This window comes from Streptosporangium subroseum (genome assembly GCF_900188345.1).
Lineage (GTDB): Bacteria > Actinomycetota > Actinomycetes > Streptosporangiales > Streptosporangiaceae > Streptosporangium > Streptosporangium subroseum.
In genome coordinates this window covers 1-23563 of the sequence record NZ_FZOD01000035.1, presented here as the reverse complement: position 1 = coordinate 23563, position 23563 = coordinate 1, and the positions used below count along the sequence as shown (strand labels likewise).

The 23563-nt window shown below is 71.5% G+C and carries 23 protein-coding genes; 15 read left to right on the top strand and 8 right to left on the bottom strand.

Annotation, left to right across the window (positions count from 1 at the left end):
* Positions 1-261 precede the first annotated feature (261 nt).
* The 3 genes from CHC08_RS28885 to CHC08_RS28875 all read right to left on the bottom strand — a co-directional run bounded on the left by CHC08_RS28885 (position 262) and on the right by CHC08_RS28875 (position 4290).
* Positions 262-2676 (bottom strand): alpha/beta hydrolase, encoded by a 2415-nt coding sequence (locus CHC08_RS28885; protein WP_143653382.1) that lies wholly within the window; start codon positions 2674-2676, stop codon positions 262-264.
* A gap of 251 nt (positions 2677-2927) precedes the next feature.
* On the bottom strand, positions 2928-3872 hold the full coding sequence (locus CHC08_RS28880) for a M56 family metallopeptidase (protein ID WP_089210530.1): 945 nt from the start codon (positions 3870-3872) through the stop codon (positions 2928-2930).
* Positions 3873-3885: 13 nt separating this feature from the next.
* Positions 3886-4290, bottom strand: a complete 405-nt coding sequence (locus tag CHC08_RS28875) for a BlaI/MecI/CopY family transcriptional regulator (RefSeq protein WP_089210529.1) — start codon at positions 4288-4290, stop codon at positions 3886-3888.
* A gap of 146 nt (positions 4291-4436) precedes the next feature.
* Here CHC08_RS28875 and CHC08_RS28870 point away from each other — a divergent pair, with 146 nt between their 5' ends.
* From CHC08_RS28870 to CHC08_RS28860, 3 genes are read left to right on the top strand one after another with little or no spacing between them, the layout of a single operon-like run.
* Complete coding sequence (locus CHC08_RS28870) at positions 4437-5117, top strand: DedA family protein (protein WP_218825541.1); 681 nt, start codon at positions 4437-4439, stop codon at positions 5115-5117.
* Positions 5114-5812 (top strand): phosphatase PAP2 family protein, encoded by a 699-nt coding sequence (locus CHC08_RS28865; RefSeq protein WP_089210527.1) that lies wholly within the window; start codon positions 5114-5116, stop codon positions 5810-5812. The genes CHC08_RS28870 and CHC08_RS28865 overlap by 4 nt, the downstream gene beginning before the upstream one ends.
* Complete coding sequence (locus tag CHC08_RS28860) at positions 5809-7053, top strand: glycosyltransferase family 4 protein (protein WP_089210526.1); 1245 nt, start codon at positions 5809-5811, stop codon at positions 7051-7053. Before CHC08_RS28865 ends, CHC08_RS28860 begins: the two co-directional genes overlap by 4 nt.
* A gap of 24 nt (positions 7054-7077) precedes the next feature.
* Here CHC08_RS28860 and CHC08_RS28855 read toward each other — a convergent pair whose 3' ends face one another.
* The gene (locus CHC08_RS28855; RefSeq protein WP_179282268.1) at positions 7078-7401 is read right to left on the bottom strand and encodes a TOBE domain-containing protein; all 324 of its coding nucleotides are present in this window, start codon (positions 7399-7401) and stop codon (positions 7078-7080) included.
* Here CHC08_RS28855 and CHC08_RS28850 point away from each other — a divergent pair.
* Both CHC08_RS28850 and CHC08_RS28845 read left to right on the top strand, forming a co-directional pair.
* The gene (locus CHC08_RS28850; RefSeq protein ID WP_089210580.1) at positions 7382-7732 is read left to right on the top strand and encodes a sensor histidine kinase; all 351 of its coding nucleotides are present in this window, start codon (positions 7382-7384) and stop codon (positions 7730-7732) included. The two genes, CHC08_RS28855 and CHC08_RS28850, sit on opposite strands and share 20 nt — an antisense overlap.
* Positions 7733-7902: 170 nt before the next feature.
* Positions 7903-8586 carry a response regulator transcription factor gene (locus CHC08_RS28845; RefSeq protein WP_089210524.1) on the top strand — a complete coding sequence of 228 codons (684 nt, stop codon included), beginning with the start codon at positions 7903-7905 and terminating at the stop codon, positions 8584-8586.
* Here CHC08_RS28845 and CHC08_RS28840 read toward each other — a convergent pair whose 3' ends face one another.
* Positions 8587-9906, bottom strand: a complete 1320-nt coding sequence (locus CHC08_RS28840; RefSeq protein WP_089210523.1) for a HAMP domain-containing sensor histidine kinase — start codon at positions 9904-9906, stop codon at positions 8587-8589. It abuts the gene before it with no gap.
* 85 nt (positions 9907-9991) lie between these two features.
* Between CHC08_RS28840 and CHC08_RS28835 the strand changes: the two genes are divergently transcribed.
* From CHC08_RS28835 to CHC08_RS28820, 4 genes are read left to right on the top strand one after another with little or no spacing between them, the layout of a single operon-like run.
* A complete protein-coding gene (locus tag CHC08_RS28835; protein WP_089210522.1) occupies positions 9992-10612 on the top strand; it encodes a hypothetical protein in 621 nt (206 codons plus the stop codon).
* Positions 10612-11262: an ABC transporter ATP-binding protein gene (locus CHC08_RS28830; RefSeq protein ID WP_089210521.1), complete on the top strand. Its 651-nt coding sequence runs from the start codon at positions 10612-10614 to the stop codon at positions 11260-11262. Before CHC08_RS28835 ends, CHC08_RS28830 begins: the two co-directional genes overlap by 1 nt.
* Positions 11259-11960: an ABC transporter ATP-binding protein gene (locus CHC08_RS28825; protein ID WP_089210520.1), complete on the top strand. Its 702-nt coding sequence runs from the start codon at positions 11259-11261 to the stop codon at positions 11958-11960. The genes CHC08_RS28830 and CHC08_RS28825 overlap by 4 nt, the downstream gene beginning before the upstream one ends.
* A complete protein-coding gene (locus tag CHC08_RS28820; protein WP_089210519.1) occupies positions 11954-14587 on the top strand; it encodes an ABC transporter permease in 2634 nt (877 codons plus the stop codon). The genes CHC08_RS28825 and CHC08_RS28820 overlap by 7 nt, the downstream gene beginning before the upstream one ends.
* 375 nt (positions 14588-14962) lie before the next feature.
* Here the strand turns inward: CHC08_RS28820 and CHC08_RS28815 are convergent, their stop codons facing one another.
* Positions 14963-15379, bottom strand: coding sequence for a hypothetical protein (locus tag CHC08_RS28815; protein ID WP_089210518.1), 417 nt, complete (start codon positions 15377-15379; stop codon positions 14963-14965).
* Positions 15380-15455: 76 nt separating this feature from the next.
* Here CHC08_RS28815 and CHC08_RS28810 point away from each other — a divergent pair, with 76 nt between their 5' ends.
* Together CHC08_RS28810 and CHC08_RS28805 are read left to right on the top strand one after the other, a co-directional pair.
* Positions 15456-16136 carry a response regulator transcription factor gene (locus tag CHC08_RS28810; RefSeq protein ID WP_089210517.1) on the top strand — a complete coding sequence of 227 codons (681 nt, stop codon included), beginning with the start codon at positions 15456-15458 and terminating at the stop codon, positions 16134-16136.
* Position 16137: 1 nt separating this feature from the next.
* Positions 16138-17529 (top strand): sensor histidine kinase, encoded by a 1392-nt coding sequence (locus tag CHC08_RS28805; RefSeq protein ID WP_089210516.1) that lies wholly within the window; start codon positions 16138-16140, stop codon positions 17527-17529.
* Positions 17530-17588: 59 nt separating this feature from the next.
* Here the strand turns inward: CHC08_RS28805 and CHC08_RS28800 are convergent, their stop codons facing one another.
* Entirely contained in the window at positions 17589-18407 is an 819-nt protein-coding gene (locus tag CHC08_RS28800; protein WP_218825540.1) for a COG4705 family protein, read from the bottom strand.
* Between the two features lie 209 nt (positions 18408-18616).
* Between CHC08_RS28800 and CHC08_RS28795 the strand changes: the two genes are divergently transcribed.
* From CHC08_RS28795 to CHC08_RS28785, 3 genes are all read left to right on the top strand, one after another.
* Positions 18617-19282, top strand: a complete 666-nt coding sequence (locus tag CHC08_RS28795; RefSeq protein ID WP_089210514.1) for a response regulator transcription factor — start codon at positions 18617-18619, stop codon at positions 19280-19282.
* The gene (locus CHC08_RS28790) at positions 19279-20592 is read left to right on the top strand and encodes an ATP-binding protein (protein WP_089210513.1); all 1314 of its coding nucleotides are present in this window, start codon (positions 19279-19281) and stop codon (positions 20590-20592) included. The genes CHC08_RS28795 and CHC08_RS28790 overlap by 4 nt, the downstream gene beginning before the upstream one ends.
* Before the next feature lie 607 nt (positions 20593-21199).
* Positions 21200-22312: an ABC transporter substrate-binding protein gene (locus CHC08_RS28785; protein ID WP_089210512.1), complete on the top strand. Its 1113-nt coding sequence runs from the start codon at positions 21200-21202 to the stop codon at positions 22310-22312.
* 127 nt (positions 22313-22439) lie between these two features.
* On the opposite strand, the gene CHC08_RS28780 is transcribed toward CHC08_RS28785, so the two are convergent.
* Entirely contained in the window at positions 22440-23054 is a 615-nt protein-coding gene (locus CHC08_RS28780; RefSeq protein WP_089210511.1) for a TetR/AcrR family transcriptional regulator, read from the bottom strand.
* A gap of 216 nt (positions 23055-23270) precedes the next feature.
* On the opposite strand from CHC08_RS28780, the gene CHC08_RS28775 reads away from it, so the two are divergent.
* Positions 23271-23563 (top strand): TCP-1/cpn60 chaperonin family protein (locus CHC08_RS28775; RefSeq protein ID WP_275937217.1); only part of this gene is annotated, 293 nt, incomplete at its 3' end.

The following is a 23563-nucleotide window of genomic DNA, read 5'->3' as shown; positions in this document are numbered from 1 at the left end:
CTTCAAACCCATCGCATGGGACTTGAGCCGGACGTTATCCGGAGCGGGATTCAAGAATCTCGATCGTCGCCCCATCGGCACGCGAGACGGCCGGGCATGTAAACGGCTCGGAACCGGTTCCGACACCGGACAACCCTCGCCGACGAGCCATGGGGCTCGTCGGCGAGGGTTGTCGGCCTTCGTGTTCACCGCCGGGCAGGGCTCGAAGCACCGGCCGGCCTCACGGCGACGGGTACGGCCGGCGAGCCGTACCCGTTGAGATCAGAGCGCGTCGTCGTCGGTGACGACGAGGCGGGTGAAGCCGCTCCCGATCGTCGCGTTCGTCGGCACCGACGCGACCACCTGATACGACTGCTCGGCCGTCGCCGGTGCGGTGTCGCCCACGATCGGCACCTGGAAGGTGGCCGACCTGGCCCCGACGGGGATGACGACCTGCCGGGCCAGCGCCGTGATCACCGGCGCGGTGCCGCTGGTGATCGACTGGACGTTGACCGTCACCGGCTTCTTGCTCCGCCCCGACAGCGTCAGCGTCATGGTGGCGACGCCGGGACCGTCGCCCTCGGGGACGGTGAGACCCTGGAGCGAGACCTGGGGCAGCTCGTCCAGCTCGGCCTTGCCCACGCGGACATCGGAGAACGCGAGGTCGCCCAGGTACACGCCGCCGGTCGGGCTCGCGCCGGTGATGCGGACCTCTCGTACGTCACGCAGGTCGACCTCGTCGAAAGACGACATCGGGACGCGCACCGTCCGCAGCCACGCCTTGGGCAGCGGCGAGGCCGTGCCGGGGAACGGCGTGAGGGCGTCGCTCACGCTGGAGACCGGCACGGTGTCGGTCGTGCCGCGACCGTCGACGACGGTGACCGCCAGGTCGACGTTGCCCGTCGCGTTCTCGTCGAGGGCGGCGCGGAAGGTCAGCGCGTCGTAGCCGTTGACGTTCCACGACCCCGCGGGCAGCGGGGCACTCACCTCGCCGGTGGTGTCGGTCCAGGTGAACCGCAGGACCGGTGTGGCGGTGACGTTCCCGGCGTACGTCGCGGGTGTCCAGGACGGCGCCTGCGACGTGGTCAGCCTGGTGGCGCAGGTGGGCACGCCGCTCTGCGGCGAGCGGTCCAGCATGCCGGCGCAGATCACGCCGGTCGCCGCGCCCGAGACGGTGAAGGACGACGACGGCGACGTGAAGGGAGCCACGTCGACGCGCTTGTCGGCCTCGGCCTGCGCGACCGTGTGGACGACCGCACGCCCGGCGGACGCCGGAACGGCTCCGCTGCCGTCGAACAGCGGGAGCAGTTCGTGCTCCCCGCCCTGGACGAGACGGAAGAACCCGGCGATGTACGCCGTACCCACCGCGTACTGCTCGGCCGGGGTCAGCCGGCTGGGGGCGGCGGTGCTGCCGCACACCGGGTCGTTCCGGTTGCTCCAGTCGTCGGACGCCGGCGCGACGGCCACGCCCGGGGTCCACTCGGTGTTGAAGAAGTTGTGGTTCGTTCCCATGATCATGAGCGAGGAGCGGAACGCCTCGTCCTTCTCGAAGGCGTACAGGGAGTCGTCGTAGAAGTGCTGGCCCTGCTGGTTGGAGACGTCCCCGTCGCAGTACGGCAGGAAGACCGACATCGGGATGTTGGGCAGGGTCGCCCGGGCGAAGTCGGTGGGTGCGAGCGGGAGAACCGCCTTGATCCCGTACGGCTTGGGGCGCCCGGCGTTGAGCAGCGCGGCCTTGACGACGCCCTCACCCCCGCGTGAGTGACCCATCAGGCCGATGTCGTCCATGTCGAGCCGGTCCTTGAAAAGCTCGACGAGCTTGGCGTCGCCCGTCCCCTTCGTCGCGTCGGCGAGCAGGTCGAGGTGGCGCATGACGATCTCGCCACGCGCGAGAGCGCCCCGGTCCTCGCTGAACGGATTGTCGGCGGCGTTGACGCCGTTGGCGCTGACCGAGACGACGGCGTACCCGTGGCTGGCGAGCACGTCGGCGGGGCCGTCGTACCCGGTGAAGCTGAGGATCGGCTGCTGCCCGGCCGGGCACGGCCAGGTGCTGTTCGACGTCTGGCGCGTGACGGGGTTGTAGCACGAGGAGTGGCGGCCGTGCTGGAAGACGACCAGGGGGAGCCTGCCGACGGCCTCCTTCGGCAGGTACACCTTCGCGCGGATCTCGGCCTGCCTGCCGCCGAGGCCCGCCAGGGTGATGGCGGTGTCTCCGAGGTTGTACTCGTCGTGGACGACCGTGTAGCGCCCGGGGGCCGCTGGGTCGATCGATGGAGGGGAGATGCCCGGCCTCTTCTGCAGCAGAGGCGCCGGTCTGGGGGCGATGCTCGCGGTGGGGGCGGCCTCCGAGGGGACCTCGCCGTTCCAGGCCACGTTGACGGACGCCGCCGCGGAGGCGTCGGGGTCGGACGTGGTGATCGTCAGGGTCGCACCGTCAGGCGACTCCACGGCGGGGCCGAGCGAGGCGCCGTCGACGGCGAGTTCCGGTATGGCGTCCCGTACCGGGAGCGGCTCGGCGAGCCGAAGTGTGATCTTGTAGCCACCCTCCACGGTTTCGATCGACCAGGCGCCGTCCTCACCGGTTCCCGATACGGGTGGGTCGGCGTGGGCGGGTCCGGCGAAGAGCGTCGTGGAGACGACCACGGCAGTCACGGCTCCGATGAGTGCCCGTGTCCTGGCCCGCGCGTGCAAGCGCATGTTTTTCCCTTCGAGCACAATGCCCCAGCGGTGTTTACATCCGCTATTGGTGGGGTTTTTGCATGTACGGCCCGAATCAGATCGTGCGTGATCGCCTGCGAGGGTTACGGGGTTTTTGCGAGTCTGTAAATGACATTCGGAGATGACCGCTGGAAAACCTGCGCCACATCTGTCCGGTTGCCGGGCGCCGGCTCACAGCGGGTTTCCCGGTTGGAGAGGGAGGGGGGTGCGTCGGTGCCGGGCCCCGCCGGCTATCGCAGGTGGGCGAGGTCGAAGAGGGCGTCGAGGTCGCCGGCGGCCTCGATGGAGCACAGGGCGGCGGCGAGAAGGACCGCCGCGACGGCGGCCAGGGGCAGGGCCCGGTGGTCAGGTGGGGTGGTGAGGAGGGCGGCCACCCGGCGGGGTACGGGCCCCTCGGTGCGCGAGGGCGCGGGACGGCGGCCGAGGATGCCCAGGGCGGCAGCCGGGAAGCGCGGGCGGGCGCCGGTGCGGGTGGCGGCCAGGGCGGCCTTGCCCACGGTGCGCGCGACCCGGCGGCGGTCACCGCAGACGGCCGCGGCGTGCTCGTCGGCCCAGCGTTCGACGGTGTAGGCCACGGCGGTGGCCAACGGCCGCAGCAGGGGATTGGCGGCGGCGGCCAGCTGGACCGCGGCGGTGAACAGGTAGTGACGGCCGGTGAGGTGGGCGCGTTCGTGAGCGAGCAGGACGTCGCGTTCGGCGTGGTCGAGGGCCTGGAGCATACCGGTGGAGACCACGATGCGGCCGGGCAGTCCGGGCATCGCGAAGGCTTCGGCGGCCGGATCGTCCATGACCACCAGTTCGCCGGTTCCCGGCAGGCAGGCGGCTTCGGCGGCGGCGGCGAGCAGGGTGCGGGCGCGGCGCCAGAAGATGCGCGCGGCGGCGACCGTCGCGGCGGTCAGGAGCATGCCGGCGATCAGGGCCATCCACAGGGCGGTCGGGTTGTCGTGCTGCATGACGCGCGTGGACCAGTGGCCCAGGGCGTCCACGAGGGGGATGCGGGCCAGCCCGGCCAGTGCCAGCAGGGCGAGCGCCGCGGAACTGGCGGCGGCCAGCGCCACCGCGGAGACGGTCAGCAGCCAGGTGGCGAGCTTCGGGTTCAGCCGGTTGCTGAGGGGCCGGGCGGCCAGGGCGGCCAGGACCGGCAGGAGCAGGGGCAGGTAGACGGCGAGGTGCATGCGTGAGTGATCCTTACTGCCCCGGGTCGAGGTCGGCGCCCAGCAGACGGCGCAGCAGTTGCTCGTCGCCGGTGGTCAGATCGTCGACGAAGCGGCTCAGGACGGCCTCTCGGTCGGGTTCGTTCTCCAGGACGTGACGCATCTTCCGGGCGGCGAGCCCGGGCTCGTCGTCGGCGGGGGCGTAGGCGAAGGCCCGGCCGCGGGGGGTGCGGGTGAGCACGTCCTTGTCGTGCAGCCGGGACAGGGTGGTCACCACGGTGCTGTAGGACAGGGCGCCGCCCAGGGCGGTGCGGACCTCGCCGGGGGTCAGCGCCTGCGGCGCCGTCTCGCGGAGCACGGCCAGGATCTCGGACTCCAGCGCGCCGCCGGCCCGGCGCCCGCCTGGCGAACCTGCGCCGCCGTGCGCGTTCGGGGTCATCGGGTTGGCACCCCCTCATTTATCTTCTACAGTCGTGTAGAACTTCTACTGTCATGTAGAAGTCGTACCTGTTCGCCGAGTATGCCATGCGCATCAACGCTCCGCATCGCCGGAGGGTGGGGACGCGGGCGAGAAGAGGAACTCCGTTGCCCCTGCTCTCCATAACCGCCGGGCTGCCGCATGCGCTGGCGCTCAACCCGCTGGATGCGACCTCGCTGCTGACCGGCCTGGGCACGCTGGGGGTCTTCGCCGTGCTGTTCGCCGAGACCGGGCTGCTGATCGGGTTCTTCCTGCCCGGCGACTCGCTGCTGTTCACCGCGGGACTGCTGTGCGCCACCACGGCCGGCGGTGTGCATCTGTCGCTGCCCGCGGTGCTGGCGGCCGCGGCGGCCGGGGCACTGCTCGGCGCGCACACCGGCTACGTGATCGGCCGCCGGGCCGGACGCCCCCTGCTGGAGCGCAGCCGCAACACGCGTCTGCGGCGAGGCGCGGTCCGCGCCGAGGAACTGCTCGCCCGCTACGGGTACGGCAAGGCCATCTTGCTGGCCCGCTTCGTGCCCGTGGTGCGCACCGTCCTCAACCCGCTGGCCGGGGCTCTGGGCGTGCCCGCGCGCACCTTCACGCTCTGGCAGGTCGCCGGAGGGCTGCTGTGGTCGGTCGGGCTCACCCTGGCCGGATACGTGCTGGGCTCCACCGTCCCCGGCGTCGACCGGTATCTGCTGCCCGTGGTCGCCGTCATCGTCGCCGTGTCCCTGACCCCGTTGGCGGTGGAACTACGCCGCCACCGCACCACCGCCGCGCATCACCGTGAGGACGGCACCGTATGACACCCACCGTTGCCGTATCGCCGCCCGTACTCGACGGCCTCTCCTTCGACGGCGGCTGGTACGCCGAGATCACCGAGGCCGCCCGGCACACCCCCTGGCTCAACGCGCCGACCGAAGCGTGGAGCACCTACGGCGTACTCCTGTTCGGCGTCCTGCTCGCCGCCGCCTGGTGGGGTGCGCGCAGCCACGGCGTCCGGCCCCTGACCGCCGCCCTGTGCGCACCGCTCACCACCGCCGCCGCCCTCGCGCTCAGCGCCGTGATCAAGCTGGTGACGGCCGAACCGCGTCCGTGCCTCGCCTTCCCGCACGCTTTCCTCGTGGAGGTGTGCCCCGGACCGGGGGACTACTCCTTTCCCAGCAACCACGCCACCCTGGCCGGGGCGATCGCCGTCGGCGTGCTGCTGGTCGACCGGCGCCTCGGTGTCCTGGCAGGGATCGCCGCGCTGGCGATGGCCGCCTCCCGCGTTTACGTCGGCATCCACTACCCGCACGACGTGCTCGCCGGCCTGGCGCTCGGCGCCGCCGTCGCCTGGGCCGGCCACCTGCTGCTGCGCCGGCCGATCAGCCGGCTCATCCGGGCGCTCACCCGCACCCGCCTGCGCCCGCTGTTCACGCCGGTCCCGCCCGACCCCCACGGCGCCGGCCCACTCGCGTCGGTCCCGGCGGGCACATCCGGAGCGGAGGGCGACGCGTGAAGATCTCCTTCCTGATCCACAACGTGTACGGGATCGGCGGCACCATCCGCACCACCGTGAACCTCGCCGCCGCACTGGCCGGCACCCACGAGGTGGAGATCGTCTCGATGCTGCGCCACCGCGCGCAGCCCCGGCTGGCCATCGACCCCCGGGTGACCGTGGTGCCCCTGGTCGACATCCGCCCGGGCAGCCGGGACCTGAGCGATCCCCTGCACCGGGAACCGGCTCTGATCTTCCCCACCGCCGAGCAGCGGTACCGCCAGTACAGTCTGCTCATCGACCAGCGGGCCGCGGAGTACCTGCGTGGCTGCGGTGCGGACGTGGTGATCGGCACCCGACCCGGTATCAACGTCTATCTTGCGCGCTTCGGCTCCCCTCGAGCCCTGCGCATCGCCCAGGAACACCTCACCCATGACAGCCACAGCGAGGAGTTGCGCGCCGAACTGGCCCGCCACTACCGCACGTTGGACGCCGTGGTCACCGCCACGGAGGCCGACGCCGCCGCGTACCGGGCGAAGATGCCATTGCCGGGGGTGCGGGTGCTGGCCGTGCCCAACAGCGTGCCCGAACCGCCGGATTCACCCTCCGACGGCGCCGCCAAGGTCATCGCCGCGGCCGGGCGCCTGGTCCGCGGCAAACGGTTCGACCTGCTCATCGAGGCATTCGCCGAGGTCGCCGCGGAGCGCCCCGACTGGAGCCTGCGGATCTACGGCGGCGGCGCCGATCGAGACCGCCTGCAGCGGCTCATCGACCGCGCCGGCCTCACCGGCCAGGCGACGCTGATGGGACCGAACTCGTTGATCGAGATTGAGTTCGCCAAGGCGTCGATCGTCGCGGTCTCCTCCGACGCGGAGTCGTTCGGGATGACCATCGTCGAGGCGATGCGCTGCGGCGTGCCCGTGGTCAGCACCAACTGTCCCCTGGGGCCCGCCGAGATCATCCACGACGGGGTGGACGGCCGGCTCGTTCCCGTCGGCGACCGGTATGCGCTGGCCGGCGCGTTGCTCGATCTCATCGACGACGAACCGGCACGGCGGCGCATGGGCGCCGCCGCACTCGTGGAAGCCCGCCGCTACGCCCCCCGGGTGATCGCCCGCCGCTACGAGGAGTTGTTCGCCGAGCTCGGTGCCGGCCGCCGCACCCAGGCCCGGCGGCGGCGCCGCTCGGCGCTACGCGCTCGGTTGGGCCGCGCCGCGCGCCGGATACCCTACCTGCGCCGGCTCCGCGCGAAACGATCGTGACCGGGCCGTGCCAGCCGGTTCGTATCATGTCTCGCGCTCGGCGAAGGCCGTGACCAGGCCGTTGACCGCGAGGTGGACGGGGGTGCCCGGGCAGGGGGTGCGCGTGCCGCCGACGCGGGCGGTGATGTCCGGGCCGTGCGGCTGGATCGTCAGGTCGACGGTGGCGTCGTGGCCGAAGTAGGTCACCGTGCCGACGACGGCGGGCACCCCGGTGCCGTCGTCGAGGATCTCGATCTGTTCGGGGCGGATCAGAACCTGGGCCGGACCCTGCGCCGGTTCGCCGCGGACGGTGAGCGCGCCCAGCGCGCACCGTGCCGTGTGGCCGGTGATGACGGCCGGCAGGAGCACCGCGTCACCGAAGATCGCCGTCGTCCTGTACCGGGTCGCCGATGAGTTGCTCCGCAACGCGTTCCGGCACGCCCAGGCCCGGATGGTCCGCGTAGGTGTCGTCGCTCGCGACACGGGCCACGCGACGGTGGTCGAACTGACCGTCACCGACGACGGTGTGGGCTTCGACCCACGCCGAAGTCGCCGCCCGGGCCACGTCGGCCTGCAACTGGTCGAGCGGGTGATCGATGACAACGGAGGGCGGCTCGTCATGATCGGTGAGCCGGGAACGGGTACGGTCGCGACCATGTCCATGCCGTGCGTGACCTTCCCAGGACGAGTGAGGACGTAGCGCGGGTTGACGCGTCGGCGGTGCGTGACCGCTGCGGTAGGCGGGGATCATCGCAGGAACACTGGTGCCAGGTGCTTCTCCTCCTGCGGATACGCGCTTCCGGCCGGTGCCCGGGCGGGTCGGGTGTCTTGGTTCGACGCCGAGAGCCGGCATCGCCCTACCATCGACCCATGACACGGGTGCTGGTCGTGGAGGATGACCCGTCCATCGGCGCGGAGCTGGCGGAGGCGCTGGCGAGCGGTGGTTACCAGGTGAGCCTGGCGGCCACCGGCGGCGAGGCGCTGGAGCAGGCTCGGCGGTTCGCACCCGACCTCGTCCTGCTTGACCTGGGCCTTCCCGACATCGACGGCGTGGCGGTCTGCCGGCGGCTGCGCACGGCCCTGCCGCAGGCGGTGATCGTGGTGCTGACCGCACGCACCCAGGAGTTCGAGGTCGTGGTGGCGCTGGACGCCGGTGCCGACGACTACCTGACCAAGCCGTTCCGGCTCACCGAGCTGCTCGCCAGGATCCGGGCGCACCTGCGCCGTCAGAGCGCGCCGCAGGAGGAGCGCAGCGTGTCCGTCGGCCGCCTGCGGCTGGATCTTCTCGCCCGGCGCGCCTATGTCGACGGCGATGAGGTCATGCTGCGGCCCAAGGAGTTCGATCTGCTGGTGGTGCTGGCCTGCCGCGCCGGTGAGGTCGTCACGCGTGAGGAGCTGATGGACGAGGTGTGGGACCTCAACTGGTTCGGGCCGACCAAAACGCTGGACGTGCACGTTTTCGCGCTGCGCCGCAAGCTCAGCGAGCACGGGGAGGATCCGCAGCGGATCACCACGCTGCGGGGACGCGGTTACCGCTATGAGACCGATCTTTGATCATTCCTGGTCGGAGGCGCTGGGCAGCAGCAGGCTGAACACCGGTGGTGAGCCTCGGCGGAGGGTGAGCCGTCCGCCCTCGGCCTCGGCCAGGGACCGGGCGAGCGCCAGGCCGATCCCGTGCCCGTCGGCGTGGCCGGAGCGGCGGGTGAAGATATCGGCGTCCTCGGAAACCCCCTCGCCCTGGTCGGAGACCTCGATCGCGATGGCGTCGCCGAGATCGGCCACGTCGACGACGATCTCGCCTCTGCCGTGGACGGTCGCGTTCTCCAGCAGCACCCGCAGGATCTGCCGGATCGCCGCCGCCGAGGCCTGCGCGGCGGGAAGTTCGCCGGAAAGGGTCACGTTCAGGCGCCGTCCCTGCGCGGCGAGGGTTCCGTGCCAGTCGGCGCGCGCCTCCTCCAGCAGGCTCCTGACATCGAAGGGTTCGGCGCCGGTACGGCTGTCGCGTGACAACCGCACGAGATCCTCGATGACCGTCCGCAACCGCTCGCCCCGGGCGAGAGCGGTGCCGATCACGTGGGGGAGGTCGGCGCCGGGACGGGCGAGAGCGGATTCCAGACCGAGAAGCATGCCGGTGAGCTGCGTGCGCAGCTGGTGGGACACGTCGGCGCTGAAGGCGCGCTCGCGGTCGAGCACCTCACCGAGCCTGTGCGCGGTGGCCTCCAGCGCCAGCCCCGCGGCGTCGGCCTCGCGGACGTCGGAGCGAGGGGCGCGGATGGAGAAATCGCCCGCGCCCAGAGCCTGCGCCGCGCGGGTCAGGTGCTCCAGCGGTGCGGCGAGCCGTATGGATTGGCGCAGGGCGAACACCGTGGCCAGGCCGATCACGATGACGCCGAGCCCCGCCATGACCAGCCACGCCCGGTGCACGCGATCTTCCACCAGATCGTAGGGTGTGGCCACGCGGACGACCCCGGCCGGCGACTCGTCGGAGGGGATCGGAGCCGACACGGCGAGGAAGCCGTTCTCGACGGCGTCGTGCACGTGGCCGTCGTGAGCGCTCGTGACAACGTCCGAGGTCTGGGGGCCGTCACCCGACAGCAGCCTGCCGCCCATCGTGTAGACGCCGACGGTCAGTCCGGAGGGGAGCACCTTGGGCAGCGACACCGGCACGTTTCCGCCCTGCGTCAGCTCGTCGGGGATCGCGGCGGCGATCCACGTGGCGTCTCGCTCGAGCCCTCCCGTCGTCTCGTTGCGGTAGAGCTGGCCGACCGCGACCGCGAGGGGAACGGCGAACAGGGCGACCGTCAACGCGGCGACGCCGACGATCGCCACGAGCACCCGATGGCGTAGCGGTGCCGGCTCGCGGTTTCTCTTCACCGGACCAGCGTCTCAAAGTCAAGGTAAGCATCACGCTAACCTGCCGCTCAGCGGGCGCTGACCGGCTGGTCCCTAGCGTGGGAACATGGTCAAAAAGCTATATATCACCGCGGGTCTTCTCGCAGGTCTGGTGAGTGTGACCGCATGCTCGGGCACGCAGGCGGCGCTGACTCCCACGGTTCCCGTCACATCCGTCTCGACCGTGGGAACGCCGGCGGGGGAGCCGGATCCGAACGCCACCGAGTCCAGCCCGCCGGGGGACATCCCGGACAACACCGCTTTCGTCCCGTACCGCACCAAGCTGTACGAGATCAAGGTGCCCGAGGGCTGGGCGCGCACGGACCTCCCGGCCGGGACGAGCTTCACCGACAAGCTCAACAGCGTCAAGATCGAGCTCAGACCGGCGGCGTCGGCTCCCACCGCTGAGACGGCGAAACAGGAGGTTCGCGCCCTCCAGTCGGCCGGCGGCAACTTCACGCTGAAGAAGATCGAGACGGTCGGCCGCAAGGGCGGCCAGGCCGTGCGGCTCGTCTATCAGGTCGACAGCCCGCCCAATCCGGTCACCGGGAAGGTGATCCGCGACGACGCGGAGCGCTATGAGTTCTCCGGCAACGGTCAGGAAGCGGTGCTGACGCTGTCGGGGCCGGCGGGTTCCGACAACGTGGACCCCTGGCGTCTGGTCTCCGACTCCTTCACGTGGCTGTGATGATCCAGGCCGATGAGCTGTATCGCTTCTACCGGGCAGGCGACGAAGAGGTCAAGGCCCTGCGCGGTGTCTCACTCGAGGTCGATCCGGGTGAGATCGTCGTGATCACCGGGCCGTCGGGGTCGGGCAAATCCACGCTGCTGGCCTGTCTGGCAGGACTGGACGAGCCGGACGGCGGTGCGGTGTGGATCGATCGGACCCGGATCAGCCACCGTCCCGAAGCCGAACGGGCGGCACTGCGCGCCCGCTCCATCGGCGTGGTCTTCCAGTCCGGCAACCTGATCGAGCACCTCACCGTCGGCCAGAACCTCGACCTGGTTCAGAGGCTGGCCGGGCGACGCGACGCCGCATGGGCCGATCACGTCCTTGAGCTCACCGGCCTGATCGCGCGTACCCGGGCACGGCCGAGCACCCTGTCCGGGGGAGAGGCCGCCCGCGCGGGCCTGGCCGTCGCGCTGGCCAACCGCCCGGCGGTGCTGCTGGCCGACGAGCCGACCGGGGAACTCGACCGCGCCACCGAGGCCGGCATCCTGACGTTGCTGCGTGACCAGGCACAGCGCCCCTGCGCGGTGGTGATCGCCTCGCACAGCCCCGCGGTCCGCCGTTTCGCCGACCGCGTTCTCACCCTCCATGACGGGCGGATCACATGACAGAGATCGTCAGTTGCACGGGCGTGTCCCGCACCTACGGCAGCGGCCTCGACGCGGTCGTCGTCCTCCACGGCGTCACCTGCGCGGTCGGTGAGGGCGACAAGATCGCCGTTACCGGCTCCTCCGGGTCGGGCAAGACGACCCTGCTGCATCTGCTCGCCGGGCTCGACGAACCGACCGCGGGAGAGATCCACCGCCATGACGGGCCGACCGGGAAAGACGTTCCCCGCCGTGACGGACCGACCGGGAAAGACGCCCACCGCCACGATCTCCCTGTCGGGATCGTCTTTCAGGGACCGAGCCTGCTGTCACCGCTGGACGTCACGGAGAACGTCGCCCTGCCCCTGCTGATCGCCGGATTCGATGAGGGCGGCGCCAGGAAGCGGGCACACGAGGCGTTGCGCCAGGTCGGTCTGGCAGACCTTGGGCAGCGCCTGCCCGAAGAGCTGTCCGGCGGGCAGGCCCAGCGCGTGGCCGTCGCCCGGGTCCTGGCCGCCGCACCGCGTCTGATCATCGCCGACGAGCCCACCGGCCAGCTGGACTCCGCCCACGCCGACGACGTCATCGGCCTGCTCATAGGAGTGGCCGACGAGCTGGGAGCCGGCCTGGTCATCGCCACCCACGATCCGGCCATCGCCAAGCGGTTCCCCCTCCGCTGGGAGATGTCCGACGGCGCGCTGGGCAGGCGGACATGCTGATCTGGCTGCGTGGCCTGCTGGCGCGCCGCACCGGACGGCTCATCGCGGCGGCGGCCGGCATCGCCGTCGCCGTCGCTCTGCTGGCCTCGCTGGGCGTTTTCCTTTCGGCGGCCAAATCCACCATGACCGCGCGATCCGTCCAGCGGGTCCCGGTGGACTGGCAGATCGAGGTCCAACCCGGCGCCGACCCCACCGCCGTGGCGCAGGCCCTCCAGCACGCTCCGGGAATCGAGGCCGTCCGCCCGGTCGGCTTCGCGGCCGTCACCGGGTTCGAATCCCGCCAGGGCGGCCAGGTGCTCACCACCGGCGCCGGACAGGTGCTCGGCCTGCCCGCCGACTACACCGGGGTCTTTCCCGGCGAGCTGCGGCCCCTCACCGGATTTCCGCAGGGAGCGCTGCTCGCCCAGCAGACGGCCGCCAACCTGCACGCCGGTCCGGGCGACACGATCACCCTGCACCGTGCCGGGAGGCCCGACGCCACCGTCCGGGTGGACGGCATCGTCGACCTGCCCGAAGCGGACTCCCTGTTCCAGAAGGTGGGCGCCCCCCCGGGAGCCCAGCTCCAGGCCCCTCCGGACAACGTGCTGTTGCTGCCGGCCGATCAGCTGGAGAAGCTCTATGGCGCGCCGCCCCGCCGGCAGTTCCACGCCCGGCTGTCCCACCGCCTGCCCAGCGATCCCGCGGCCGCCTACGAGCAGGTCACCGGAGCGGCCCGCAACTTGGAGGTGCGGCTGGCCGGTGGGGGACTGGTCGGCGACAACCTCGGCGCGGCCCTGGACGCCGCCCGCTCCGACGCCCTCTACGCCCAGATCCTCTTCCTCTTCCTCGGCCTGCCGGGCGCCCTGCTCGCCGCCCTGCTCACCGCCGCGATCACAGGGGCGGGAGCGGTACGGCGCCGCGCGGATCAGGCCCTGCTCCGCACCCGGGGAGCGAGCACCCGCGCGCTGGTTCGGCTGGCCCTGGCCGAGTCGATCATGGTTGGCGTGACCGGCGTGCTCGCCGGGCTGGGTCTGGCCGCGATCATCGGCCTGCTCGCCTTCGGCTCGGCCGGCTTCGGCGCGACGGCGGCGACGGTGGCGGGCGGGGGAGTGCTCGCGGCCATCGCCGGTCTGCTCATCGCGGGAGCGACGACCCTGCTCCCGGCGGTGCGAGATGCCCGCACGGTCACCGTCGCCTCTGCCCGCCGCACCATCGGAGCGGCCCGGCCGCCGTGGTGGATGAGGTACGGCCTGGACGGCTGGCTCCTGCTCGGCTCGGCGGCGGTGTTCCTGGTCACCAGCCAGAGCGGCTACCAGCTGGTCCTGGTGCCCGAAGGCGTCCCGCAGATCTCGGTCGACTACTGGGCGTTCGCCGGCCCCGCGCTGCTCTGGGCCGGTTCGGGCCTGCTGATCTGGCGCCTCACCTATCTGACGCTCGGCTCGCGAGGCCTGATCAGGAGGCTCTCCCGGCCTCTCGCCTCCGGCCTGGCGGGCACCGTCGCCGCCACCCTGTCGCGGCAGCGGCGGCTGGTCACCAGGACGGTGGCGATCGCGGCGCTGGCCGTGGTGTTCGCCACCTCCACGGCCACCTTCGACGCCACCTACCGCCGGCAGGCGCTGGTCGACGCGCAGCTCACCAACGGCGCCGACGTGACCGTGACCGAGTCGCCCGGCGCTCAGATCCCCCCGTCGCAGGAGCATCAGATCGCCGCCGTCCAGGGCGTGGCGGCGGTGGAGCCGCTCCAGCACCGATTCGCCTACGTCGGCGCCGACCTGCAGGACCTGTACGGCATCCGCCCCGCGACCCTGCCACACACCACCCGGTTGGAGGACGCCTACTTCGTCGGAGGCACCGCCCGCACGCTGATCGACCGGCTCGCCCGCCGGCCCGATGCGATCCTGGTGAGCCAGGAGACCGTCCACGACTTCCAGCTGCACATCGGCGATCTGCTCCGGCTCCGCCTCCAGGACGGCCGCACCAAGCAGTTCCACGACGTCGACTTCCACTACGCAGGCATCGCCGCCGAGTTCCCCACCGCTCCGCGCGACAGCTTCCTGGTGGCCAACGCCGCCTACGTGGCAGCGCAGACCGGCTCCGACACCATCGGCGCCTTCCTGGTCACCACCGACGGCACGGCCGCGCACACGGTCGCCGACCGGCTCCGCTCCGCGCTCGGCCCGCGGCCGCAGATCACCGACCTGGACACCACCCGGCGGGTGATCGGCTCCAGCCTCACCGCCGTCGATCTCGGCGGCCTCACCACCATCGAGCTGACCTTCGCCCTCGGACTCGCCGTCGCCGCGACCGCGCTACTGCTGATCATGGGCTTCACCGAGCGGCGCCGTACCTTCGCCCTCGCCACGGTCCTGGGCGCACGCTCTCGCCAGCTCGGCGCCTTCGTCTGGACGGAGGTCCTGCTCGTCGGGGCCGGGACCGCCCTGTTCGGAGGGCTGGGCGGCTGGGCGTTGTCGCAGATGCTGGTGAGCGTCCTCACCGGCGTCTTCGATCCGCCGCCAAGCGCGCTGTCCGTGCCCTGGCCCTACCTCGGTGGCGTCGCCGCCGTCGGCGTTCTGGGGCTCGCGAGTGCGGGGGCGGCGGCCGTACGAGCCGCCCCGCGCCCGCCGTTGACCGTCCTGCGAGACCTGTGATCGGGGATATCTCATGAAACGGCCCCAGACAGCCGGCCACCGGGGAAGCGTCAGCTCCTTCGATCTTCGGAGCGCTCCGCCTGCCCGTCCTGCTGCTGGTTCCCGCCGCCATCCTGGTCGCGCCCGCCGGAGTTCTCATGGTGATCGTGTTGTGGCGTCGTCGTCCGGCACGTCCCCCCGGCGCCGGCCAGGAGCGTCCCGTGACCACCGTGGGTTCGCGGTGACGCGCCGCGCGGGTGCACCCGGCGCCGTGATCCGGCCACCGGGTGCACCGCTCGATCCGGGGTCGCCGGGAAAGACCGGCGGCCGATGGGAGGATCGGGGCTTTTCGCCGGTGCCGGTCTCACCGTCAGACCGGTACCGGGGGGTGACGTCCTACCCCGCGGAGCCTTCGGGAGTGGCGTCCTGGGCGGTGCTGTCCTCCTGTTCGCCCGCTTCGCCCTTCTGTTTCGCGCCGTCCGCCGTCTCGCCCTGCTCGGTCGCTCCCTCGGCGGTGTCGCCCTTGGGTTCGGCCGACTCCGCGGGTTCGGTCGAGTCCGCCTGCTCGCCCGTCTCGCCCTGTTCGGTCGTTCCCTCGGCGGTGTCGCCCTTGGGTTCGGCCGACTCCGCGGGTTCGGTCGAGTCCACGGGATCGGGCGTGGGCGCCGCCTGGGCCGGATGGAGCCGGGTGCCGGTCACGGCGGTGCCGGCGGGGGATTGCACCGCCGCGGACGAGGCGGCGCCGAAACCGGCCCCCAGGGTGAGGATCGAGGCCGTGATCAGGGCGCCTACGGTGATCGGAGTCTTTCTCATAGTGCGGTTACTTCCCTTCGTGATGTCGCTGACGTGTGGCGACGCTAGCCACGCATAGATGTAGGGAAGGTGTGACGTGCGCTTACTGGTTGTCGAGGACAACGCGCGGATGGCCGTTCTCCTACGGCGCGGCCTGACGGAAGAGGGCTACGCGGTCGATGTGGCCACCCACAGCGAGGACGCCCTGTGGCGGGCGACCGAGCACGACTACGACGCGATCGTGCTGGACGTGATGCTCCCCGGATTCGATGGATTCGAGGTCTGCAGGCGTCTGCGCGCCGCCGAGCGGTGGGCGCCGGTGCTGATGCTGACCGCCCGCGACGCCGTGGCGGACCGGGTCCGGGGGCTGGACGCCGGAGCCGACGACTACCTGGCCAAACCGTTCAGCTTCACCGAACTGGCGGCCCGTATCCGCGCCCTGATCCGGCGTGGCGCCCACGAGCGGCCCGCCGTGCTCCAGGTCGGGGACCTGCGACTGGATCCGGCGTCACGGCGCGCGTGGCGCGGCGAGACGGAGATCGAGCTCGCGGCCAAGGAGTTCGCGATCCTGGAGCTGTTCCTGCGGCACCCCGGCGTGGTGCTGAGCCGCACCCAGATCCTGGACAACGTGTGGGACTTCGCCTACGACAGTGTGTCGAACGTCGTCGACCAGTACGTCGGGCTGCTGCGCCGGAAGATCGACCGGCCGTTCGCACGCGCCGACCTGGAGACCGTGCGCGGCGCCGGTTACCGGTTGCGCGATCCGTGCGGGAGCTAGCGTGCCGATCCGGATCCGGCTGCTGCTGGCCTACCTTCTCGCCACGATCCTCCTCGCCGCGGGCGGGGAGATGGTGTTCGAACGACAGCTGCAGACCGGCCTGATCGCCTCCATGGACGCCGCCCTGGAGAGCCGGGCGGAGGAGGTCACCCAGATCGTGTCCGAGAACGGCGCCCTCGACTTCCAGGACGAGCCGGAACGGATCGGTCCGTCGCGAGCCACGTTCACCCAGGTCTTCACCCCGGGTGGAGCCCTGGCCGTGGCGTCCGAATCCATCGGAGGCAGGCCGCTGCTCACCCCCGCCGAGCTGGAGACCGCCCGGCGCGCCCCCGGCCACCTCACCCGGAATCTCAACGGCGAACCGCTACGGCTCCTCACCCAGCCGGTGGCCCGCTCGTCCGGCGTCTGGGTGGTCCTGGTCGGCGGCTCGCTGGAGCCGGCGACGGCCGCGCTGGCCCGGGTGCGCCAGGATCTGGCGGTGGGCGCGACCGGCCTGGCCCTCCTCGGCGCGGCCGGCGTCTGGCTGCTGGCGGGTACGGCCCTGCGCCCGGTGGAGCGGATGCGCCGGACGGCGTCGGACATGCACGTCCGCGATCCGGCGGCCCGCCTCGACGTGCCGCGCACCCGGGACGAGATCGCCGCTCTCGCCCTGACCTTCAACGATCTGCTCGCCCGCCTGCAGTCCTCGCTGTGGCGGCAACGCCGTTTTGTCGCCGAGGCCGGGCACGAGCTGCGCAGTCCGCTCGCCGTACTGCAGGCAGAACTCGAACTCGCCACCCGGCCCGGCCGCAGCAGGGCCGAACTCGTCCTGGCGGTGGCAGGCGCCGCGGAGGAGACCAGAAGGCTCACCCGGCTCGCCGACAACCTGCTGCTCCTCGCCCAGAACGACGAGGACGCACCGCTCACCCGGCTCCAGCGACTGCCCCTGGCACCCGTCGTCCACGCGGCGGCCAACCGCGCACGCCGCCCCGGAATCGAGTTCCGCGTCGACGTGCCGGCCGGCCTCACCGCCGACCTCGACCCCGACCGGCTGCGTCAGGCCCTCGACAACCTCCTCGACAACGCCCAGCGCGCCGCACCGGCGGGCAGCGAGATCGTGGTACGCGCCTTCACGGAGAACGACACCGTGATCATCGAGGTGACGGACTCCGGTCCCGGCTTCCCCGAGCACTTCCTGCCCGCGGCCTTCGAACGGTTCCGCCGCGCCGACACCGCCCGCACCCGCGACTCGAGCGGGGCCGGGCTCGGACTGGCGATCGTCAAGGCCGTCGCCGAGGCCCACGGCGGTCACGCCGAAGCCGCCAACCGACCGGCGGGCGGCGCCGCGGTCCGCATCGTCCTGCCCCTCGCGGCCTCGTCAGGTTCGGCGAGCCCGGCCGCACAAACCGGATGACCGGCCGTTGCGGGCCTGGACGGCATGTCGCGGGCCCCGCGGACGACGCGGCCCGGGCCCTACCGTCCCCACCGTCCCCCCGCGACGGCCACGGGAGCGACCTCGTCCCTTCTGGTGACGGACAGGTAGACGACGAAGCTCAAGATCGTGATAAGGAAGAGCGCGCTGGTCGCGATGGTGCCCAGGCCGAGGCCGCCGTCGTCGCGGGACTGCGACAGGTAGTCGCCGATCGAGGCTCCGAGAGGCCGCGTCAGGATGTAGGCGACCCAGAAGGTCAGGACCGCGTTCATCTTGAGGCCGAAGCGGGCACCGGCGATGATCCCGATCAGTGCGCCGAACATGAGCGCCGACACCCAGTACCCCAGATCCAGCCCCTCCGCCACCAGGTCACCCGCCGCGGTGCCCAGGGCGAAGGTGAACAGGATGGCCAGCCAGTAGAAGGCCTCGCGCCGGATCGTGGTGATGGTGTGGATGGACAGGGTCCGCTCGCTCGCGTACCACGCCGCGAAGGTCACCGCCAGCGCGACGCCGAAGACGATGGTGGTCGTCTCGAGGGAGACCTCGAAGTTGTCGGTGAGATTGTCGGTGATCAGCGTGCCGACGACGCTGATCAGGACGACCGCGAGCCAGTAGATCCCCGGCACGTACCTCTTGGACCCGAACTGGAAGAGCAACGTGATGACCAGCAGGCCGCCCATGACGTAGGTGGTGTTGGTCAGGCCAAGGTTCAGGTTCGTGTCCAGGAAATCCGCCGCGGTCTCGCCCACCGTGGTGCACAGGATCTTGATGATCCAGAAGTAGATCGTGACCTCTGGAACCTTGTTCAGCATCTGGCGGCCTCGTGATGTGGCCTCGCGCCGCCCCGTGTGCGTCATCATCGCGCAAGGCTGGCACAGCCCACCTGAACGTAACCTGACCGCGTTTTCCGGGCCGGTGATCGGCCATCCTCCACTGCGGCCGTGGCAGGAAGGTGAATGCGCGACCTCCGTGAGGAACGACGGATCCGACGGTCCCACGTGCCGCTTTTCCGGGTCGCATACCCTGATGTGCCGAACCCGCCGGCCTCTGGAACGGGGAAACCGATCTCTTGACTCCGAACGTCGCCATCGTCGAGGACGACCTGGCTCTCCGCGCCGGTCTGAGCCGTGGCCTGCGGGAGGAGGGGTTCGAGGTCTCCCTGTCGGTGACCAGCGGGACCGCTCTCCTGCAGGGTCTCAAAGACCCGCCGCCCGACGTGTTCGTCATCGACATCGGCCTTCCCGACGTCGACGGCCGCGATCTCTGCCTGGCTCTGCGCGCCCGCGGCGTGCACGCGCCGGTCCTGCTGCTCACGGCGCGCGCGGGCGTCACCGACCGGCTGTCGGGCTTTCACGCGGGCGCCGACGACTATCTGCCCAAGCCGTTTCACTTCGAGGAGCTGGTGCTGCGGTTGCGAGCCCTCACGCGGCGCGGGGGCAGGGCCGCGAACCCGCCTTCGAGCCTTCATCTGGACCCCGCGGCACACGAGGCGCGCCATGAGGGCAGGGGGATCGCCCTGACCCCGACGGAGTTCCGGCTGCTCGCGGCCTTGCTGGCACGCCGCGGGGAGGTCGTCCGCCGTCATTCGCTGATCGCCGCGGCCTGGCCGCCGGGCGCGATCGTCCACGACAACACCCTGGACGCCTATGTCGTACGGCTCCGCCGCAAGCTCGACGGCATCGGCCGGTCGTCGGCGATCACGACGGTCCGCGGCGTCGGGTACTCGGTCGCGTGATCCGCCGCAGGCTCGTCGCCACCGCGACCGCGACACTCGCCGTCGCCCTCGTGGCGCTGACCATGGGCTTCTACACGGCGCTCTCCTGGCGGCTGGAAAGTGACGCCGACGGTGTCCTGCGGGCGCGGGCCGAGGCGGCGGCGGCCACGGTGACGACCTTCCGGGGCCGGCTGAGGGTGAACGAGACGCACTTCGACGAGGTTCTCGACAGCGGGGTGTGGGTGTTCGACGCCGCCGGCGTCCCGGTCAGCGCCCCGCCCGTACCGGGCCCCCTGGACCCGCTCGCCCGAAGGCTCAGCTCGGTCTCCCGCTCCACCTTCCGCAACGTCGGCGACGACCTGCGGATGCTGGCGATACCGCTGCACGGCCCTGCGACGCCGGACGCGATAGTGGTGGCCGCCCTCTCCCTGATTCCGTACGAGCACGCCGAGCGGACCGCACTGATCGGCGCGCTGGTCCTCGACGTGCTGGTCCTCGGGCTCAGCGCCCTGTTCGTCCGGCGCGCGGTGACGCAGGCTCTGCGGCCCGTCGCACAGATGACCGCCCAGGCGGCGAGGTGGTCCGAACGGGATCTCGATCGCAGGTTCGGCCTCGGCTCGCCCCGTGACGAGCTGACAGGCCTCGCCTCGACCCTGGACAGCCTGCTCGGCCGGCTCTCCGCGGCGCTCCGCCACGAACAGCGCGTCACCGCCGAGATCGCCCACGAACTGCGCACCCCGCTCGCCCAGCTGCGCCTGGAGACCGAGGTGGCCCTCCGCCGGGATCGTTCGGCCGCCGAGTTCCAGGCCGTGCTGCGGCAGGTCCTCGACGGGACCGATCGGATGGCCGCGGCCCTCGACACCCTGATCGGCCTGGCCCGGCGGAGCATCGACCCCTCCGCGGGCACGGCCGCGGCCGTCGACGTGGCCGCGGACGCGCGGCGAGCCTGCCGGGCGCGGGGACGGGAGATCCAGCTCGATCTGGAGTGCGCCGCCGGCCTGACCGTCGGCTGTGATCACGAGGTGGTCCTGCGGATGCTCCAGCCGCTCCTGGACAACGCGCTGCGGTATGGCCGTTCGGCGGCGCTGCTCCGCGTCTCGCGATCCGAGAACGACGTGGTGTTCGCCATCGTCGACGACGGCCCCGGGTTCGCCGCAGGCGAGCTGGAGACCGTTCTCGGCCCCGGAGCGCAGGGACGCGCGGCCGCGCCCGGCGAGGGCGCCGGGCTGGGCCTCGCGCTGGCTCGCAGGCTGGCGGAGGCGGCGGGCGGCGTCCTGACGCCCAAGGTGTCCCAGGGCGGCCTGATCGAGCTGCGCCTTCCGGTGGCCTGAGCCCGAGCACGGGCGGACTCCCCCGAACGGGGGACCGGCCGCCTCACTCCGGCGCGATGTGCGGGGCCTGCCCGGCCGGGAGTGTGGAGGAGGCATCCCCACATTCCCGGAGGACGGTATCCATGAAGATCCGTAGGGCGGGCCCGTTCCTGGCCGTGCCCATCCTGGCCGCCTGCGCGGCCACCCCCGCACCTGGCGCGGACGCCTCGCCGAGCCTGAGTGCAAGTGACTTGGCGCGTCCGCCCGGGACGCGGTGCTGCACGGCACCAGCACGGCCACCGTCGTCACCAGCACGTACGAGGCGGCCATCCGGCGCCTGAGACCCATACCCGTAGCGTAATGTTCTGAGGTGATCCGTTCATCCCCCTGGAGGGGGACGGCGGCCGGGCCGGTCCGCGAATCTCGGTTCGCCTGACCCCGCCACCGGCTCGCACCGGTCAACGGTCTTCTAACCCCGAAGCCCGGGTAATCGATCCAGGTTTCGCCGAAGCGTGAACGCGGCCTGCCGCCGCCGACGGGAAGGTGCGTCGAATAGGGTGTCGAGGCCGTTGCCACGCTGCGATCCGGGCAGACCGCAACCGAATCGTCGCACGGGAGACGCCACCGCATGAACACGCCACCATCGCCACCCGGAGCGGAGCGGACCGACGGATCATCCATCCAGATCGGCGCTCTCGTTCCGCTGACCCGGCCTGGCTGGGTCGAGGCGGGCCGGCACCTGCTCGCCGGACTCGAGCTGGCCGTTCGCGAAGTCAACGACGCCGGCGGGATCGTCGGAAGACCACTCGAGCTGGTGGTCCGAGACACCGCGGCTGATCCACAGAGGGCCGCGGCGGCCGTAGACGAACTGGCTCACCTGGGCGTGGCTGCCTTGGCGGGGGAGTATCACAGCGTCGTCGCTCGCGCCGCCGCCGCCAGGGCCGACGCTCTCGGCCTGCCGTTCCTCTGCTCGTCGGCGGTTCTCGACGCGCTCACCGAACAGCCGACGGAATGGGTCGCGCGCCTCGCCCCGGCGCAGTCCCACGGCTGGCAGATCTACGCGGACTTCCTCCTCGGCGCGGGACACAGCCGAATCGCCGTAGCAGCCGAGCCGAGTGTCTACTGGGCGTCTGGGGCCCGCATTCTGCGGGACCACCTCGCTGCACGCGGCGGCACCGTCATCGAACTCGACATGCGTTCGCTCACCCCCACGGCCGTGTGCGACGAACTCGTCGACAGTCGCGCGACAGCCCTCCTTCTTCTGGTCGGCCACCCGGAGCCGGCCGTGTCGATCGTCAAGTCCGTCCGCCGCGACCAGCGCCTCGCCGAGATCATGATCGGCGCTCCGGCCGGGCAACCGGAGTTCGCCGAATGGGCGACGTCGCTGGGCGACGACGGCGCCGCGATCCCGTTCTTGCGCTACCTGCCCGAGCGCCTCAGCCCACTCGGCGCACGCGTCGAGACGGCCCTCCGTGAGCGGCTGGCCGAAGCGCCCTCCTTCGTCGCCTTCGAGGGCTACGACACGGTCGCCGTCCTCGCCGACGTGCTGCGTTCTCACGGCGCGGACCGGGCGCGCATCGCCGAATCCTGGCCGCGCGTCGCCGTCGAGGGCACCCGCGGGCAGATCCGGTTCTCCCGCACGCCGGGCATCGGCGTTTGGCAGTGGGCGTGGACGCCAATCCAGGTCGTCGATCGAGATCCCGCGGAACCTGATCGCTTTCGGATCCTCCACGCCGGCTGAGAGAGCACGGACGACCACCATCGTGCTCCACGCTTTTCGACGGCTGAACCACCTGCCGCCTCCCGGTCACCGGTGCAGGGAACGCAGCAGCATGGGCAGTCTCAAATGCCGGGCCTGCGCGGGCCGGTCACCGATCCTGCGGGTCTTTGGGCGGCGCGACAGGAAAGACGCAGGACAGGGCGCGACGCAGGGTGGTGGCGAAGGATTCGGTGTTGCCGGGCTCGAGCCAGTGCCGCCCCGCCACGCGGATGGCACCGGCGACCGCGGCGGCCGTGACGGCGGGGAACAGGTCGCGTCCGGGGTCGGTGCCGGTGCGCGCCGCGATCGCCTCGGCGAGCGGGCCCTCCGCCATGGTGAACGCCTTCAGCGCCTCGCCCTCCAACTCGGGCGTCGACATGATCATGCGCAGGCCGGCCTTGTCGGGCTCGGGGTTGGTGTAGAGCTCGATCACGGCCGTGATGACGGCCTGACCGAGCGGCTCGTCGGCGGGCCGGGAACGCAACGCCTGCCCCGCGTGCCTGGACTGGTCGGCCTGGAAGGCGCAGATCGCCTCCGCCCTGCTGGAGAAGTAGTTGTTGTAGGTACGGGGTGAGACTCCCGCGGCCGTGGCGATGTCATGGACGCGGACAAGGGCCAGCCCGCTGGGGCCTCGCTCGATGGCCAGGCGCAGCGCGGCATGGCTGATCGCCTCCCGGGTGGCCTGGCTGTTGCGTGCCCGAAGGTCCATGGCGTCGTCGTTCATGGGGCAACCCTACCGACATTGCGTGCCGCGCACTATATGCGTGCCACGCAAGTTGTGGGTAGAGTGCGATGGAACGCCTGGCACTCACGCCTGGAGAGTGCCAACCACAAGGCGTGTGCCGGGACGGCGAGGTCTGCCGGCGGGGTGGCCGCCCGCCGGTGGACCGTCCGTCGCGGGCGCCGTCCCGGAGAGCCCCCATCAGAAGCAGGAGCAGGAATGACTTCGAAAATGATCGCGTTCGACGAGGACGCCCGGCGCGGTCTCGAGCGTGGTATGAACCAGCTCGCGGACGCCGTCAAGGTGACCCTCGGCCCGAAGGGCCGTAACGTCGTTCTGGAGAAGAAGTGGGGCGCCCCCACTATCACCAACGACGGTGTCTCCATCGCCAAGGAGATCGAGCTCGAAGACCCGTGGGAGAAGATCGGGGCCGAGCTCGTCAAGGAAGTCGCCAAGAAGACCGACGACGTCGCGGGTGACGGCACCACGACTGCCACCGTGCTCGCTCAGGC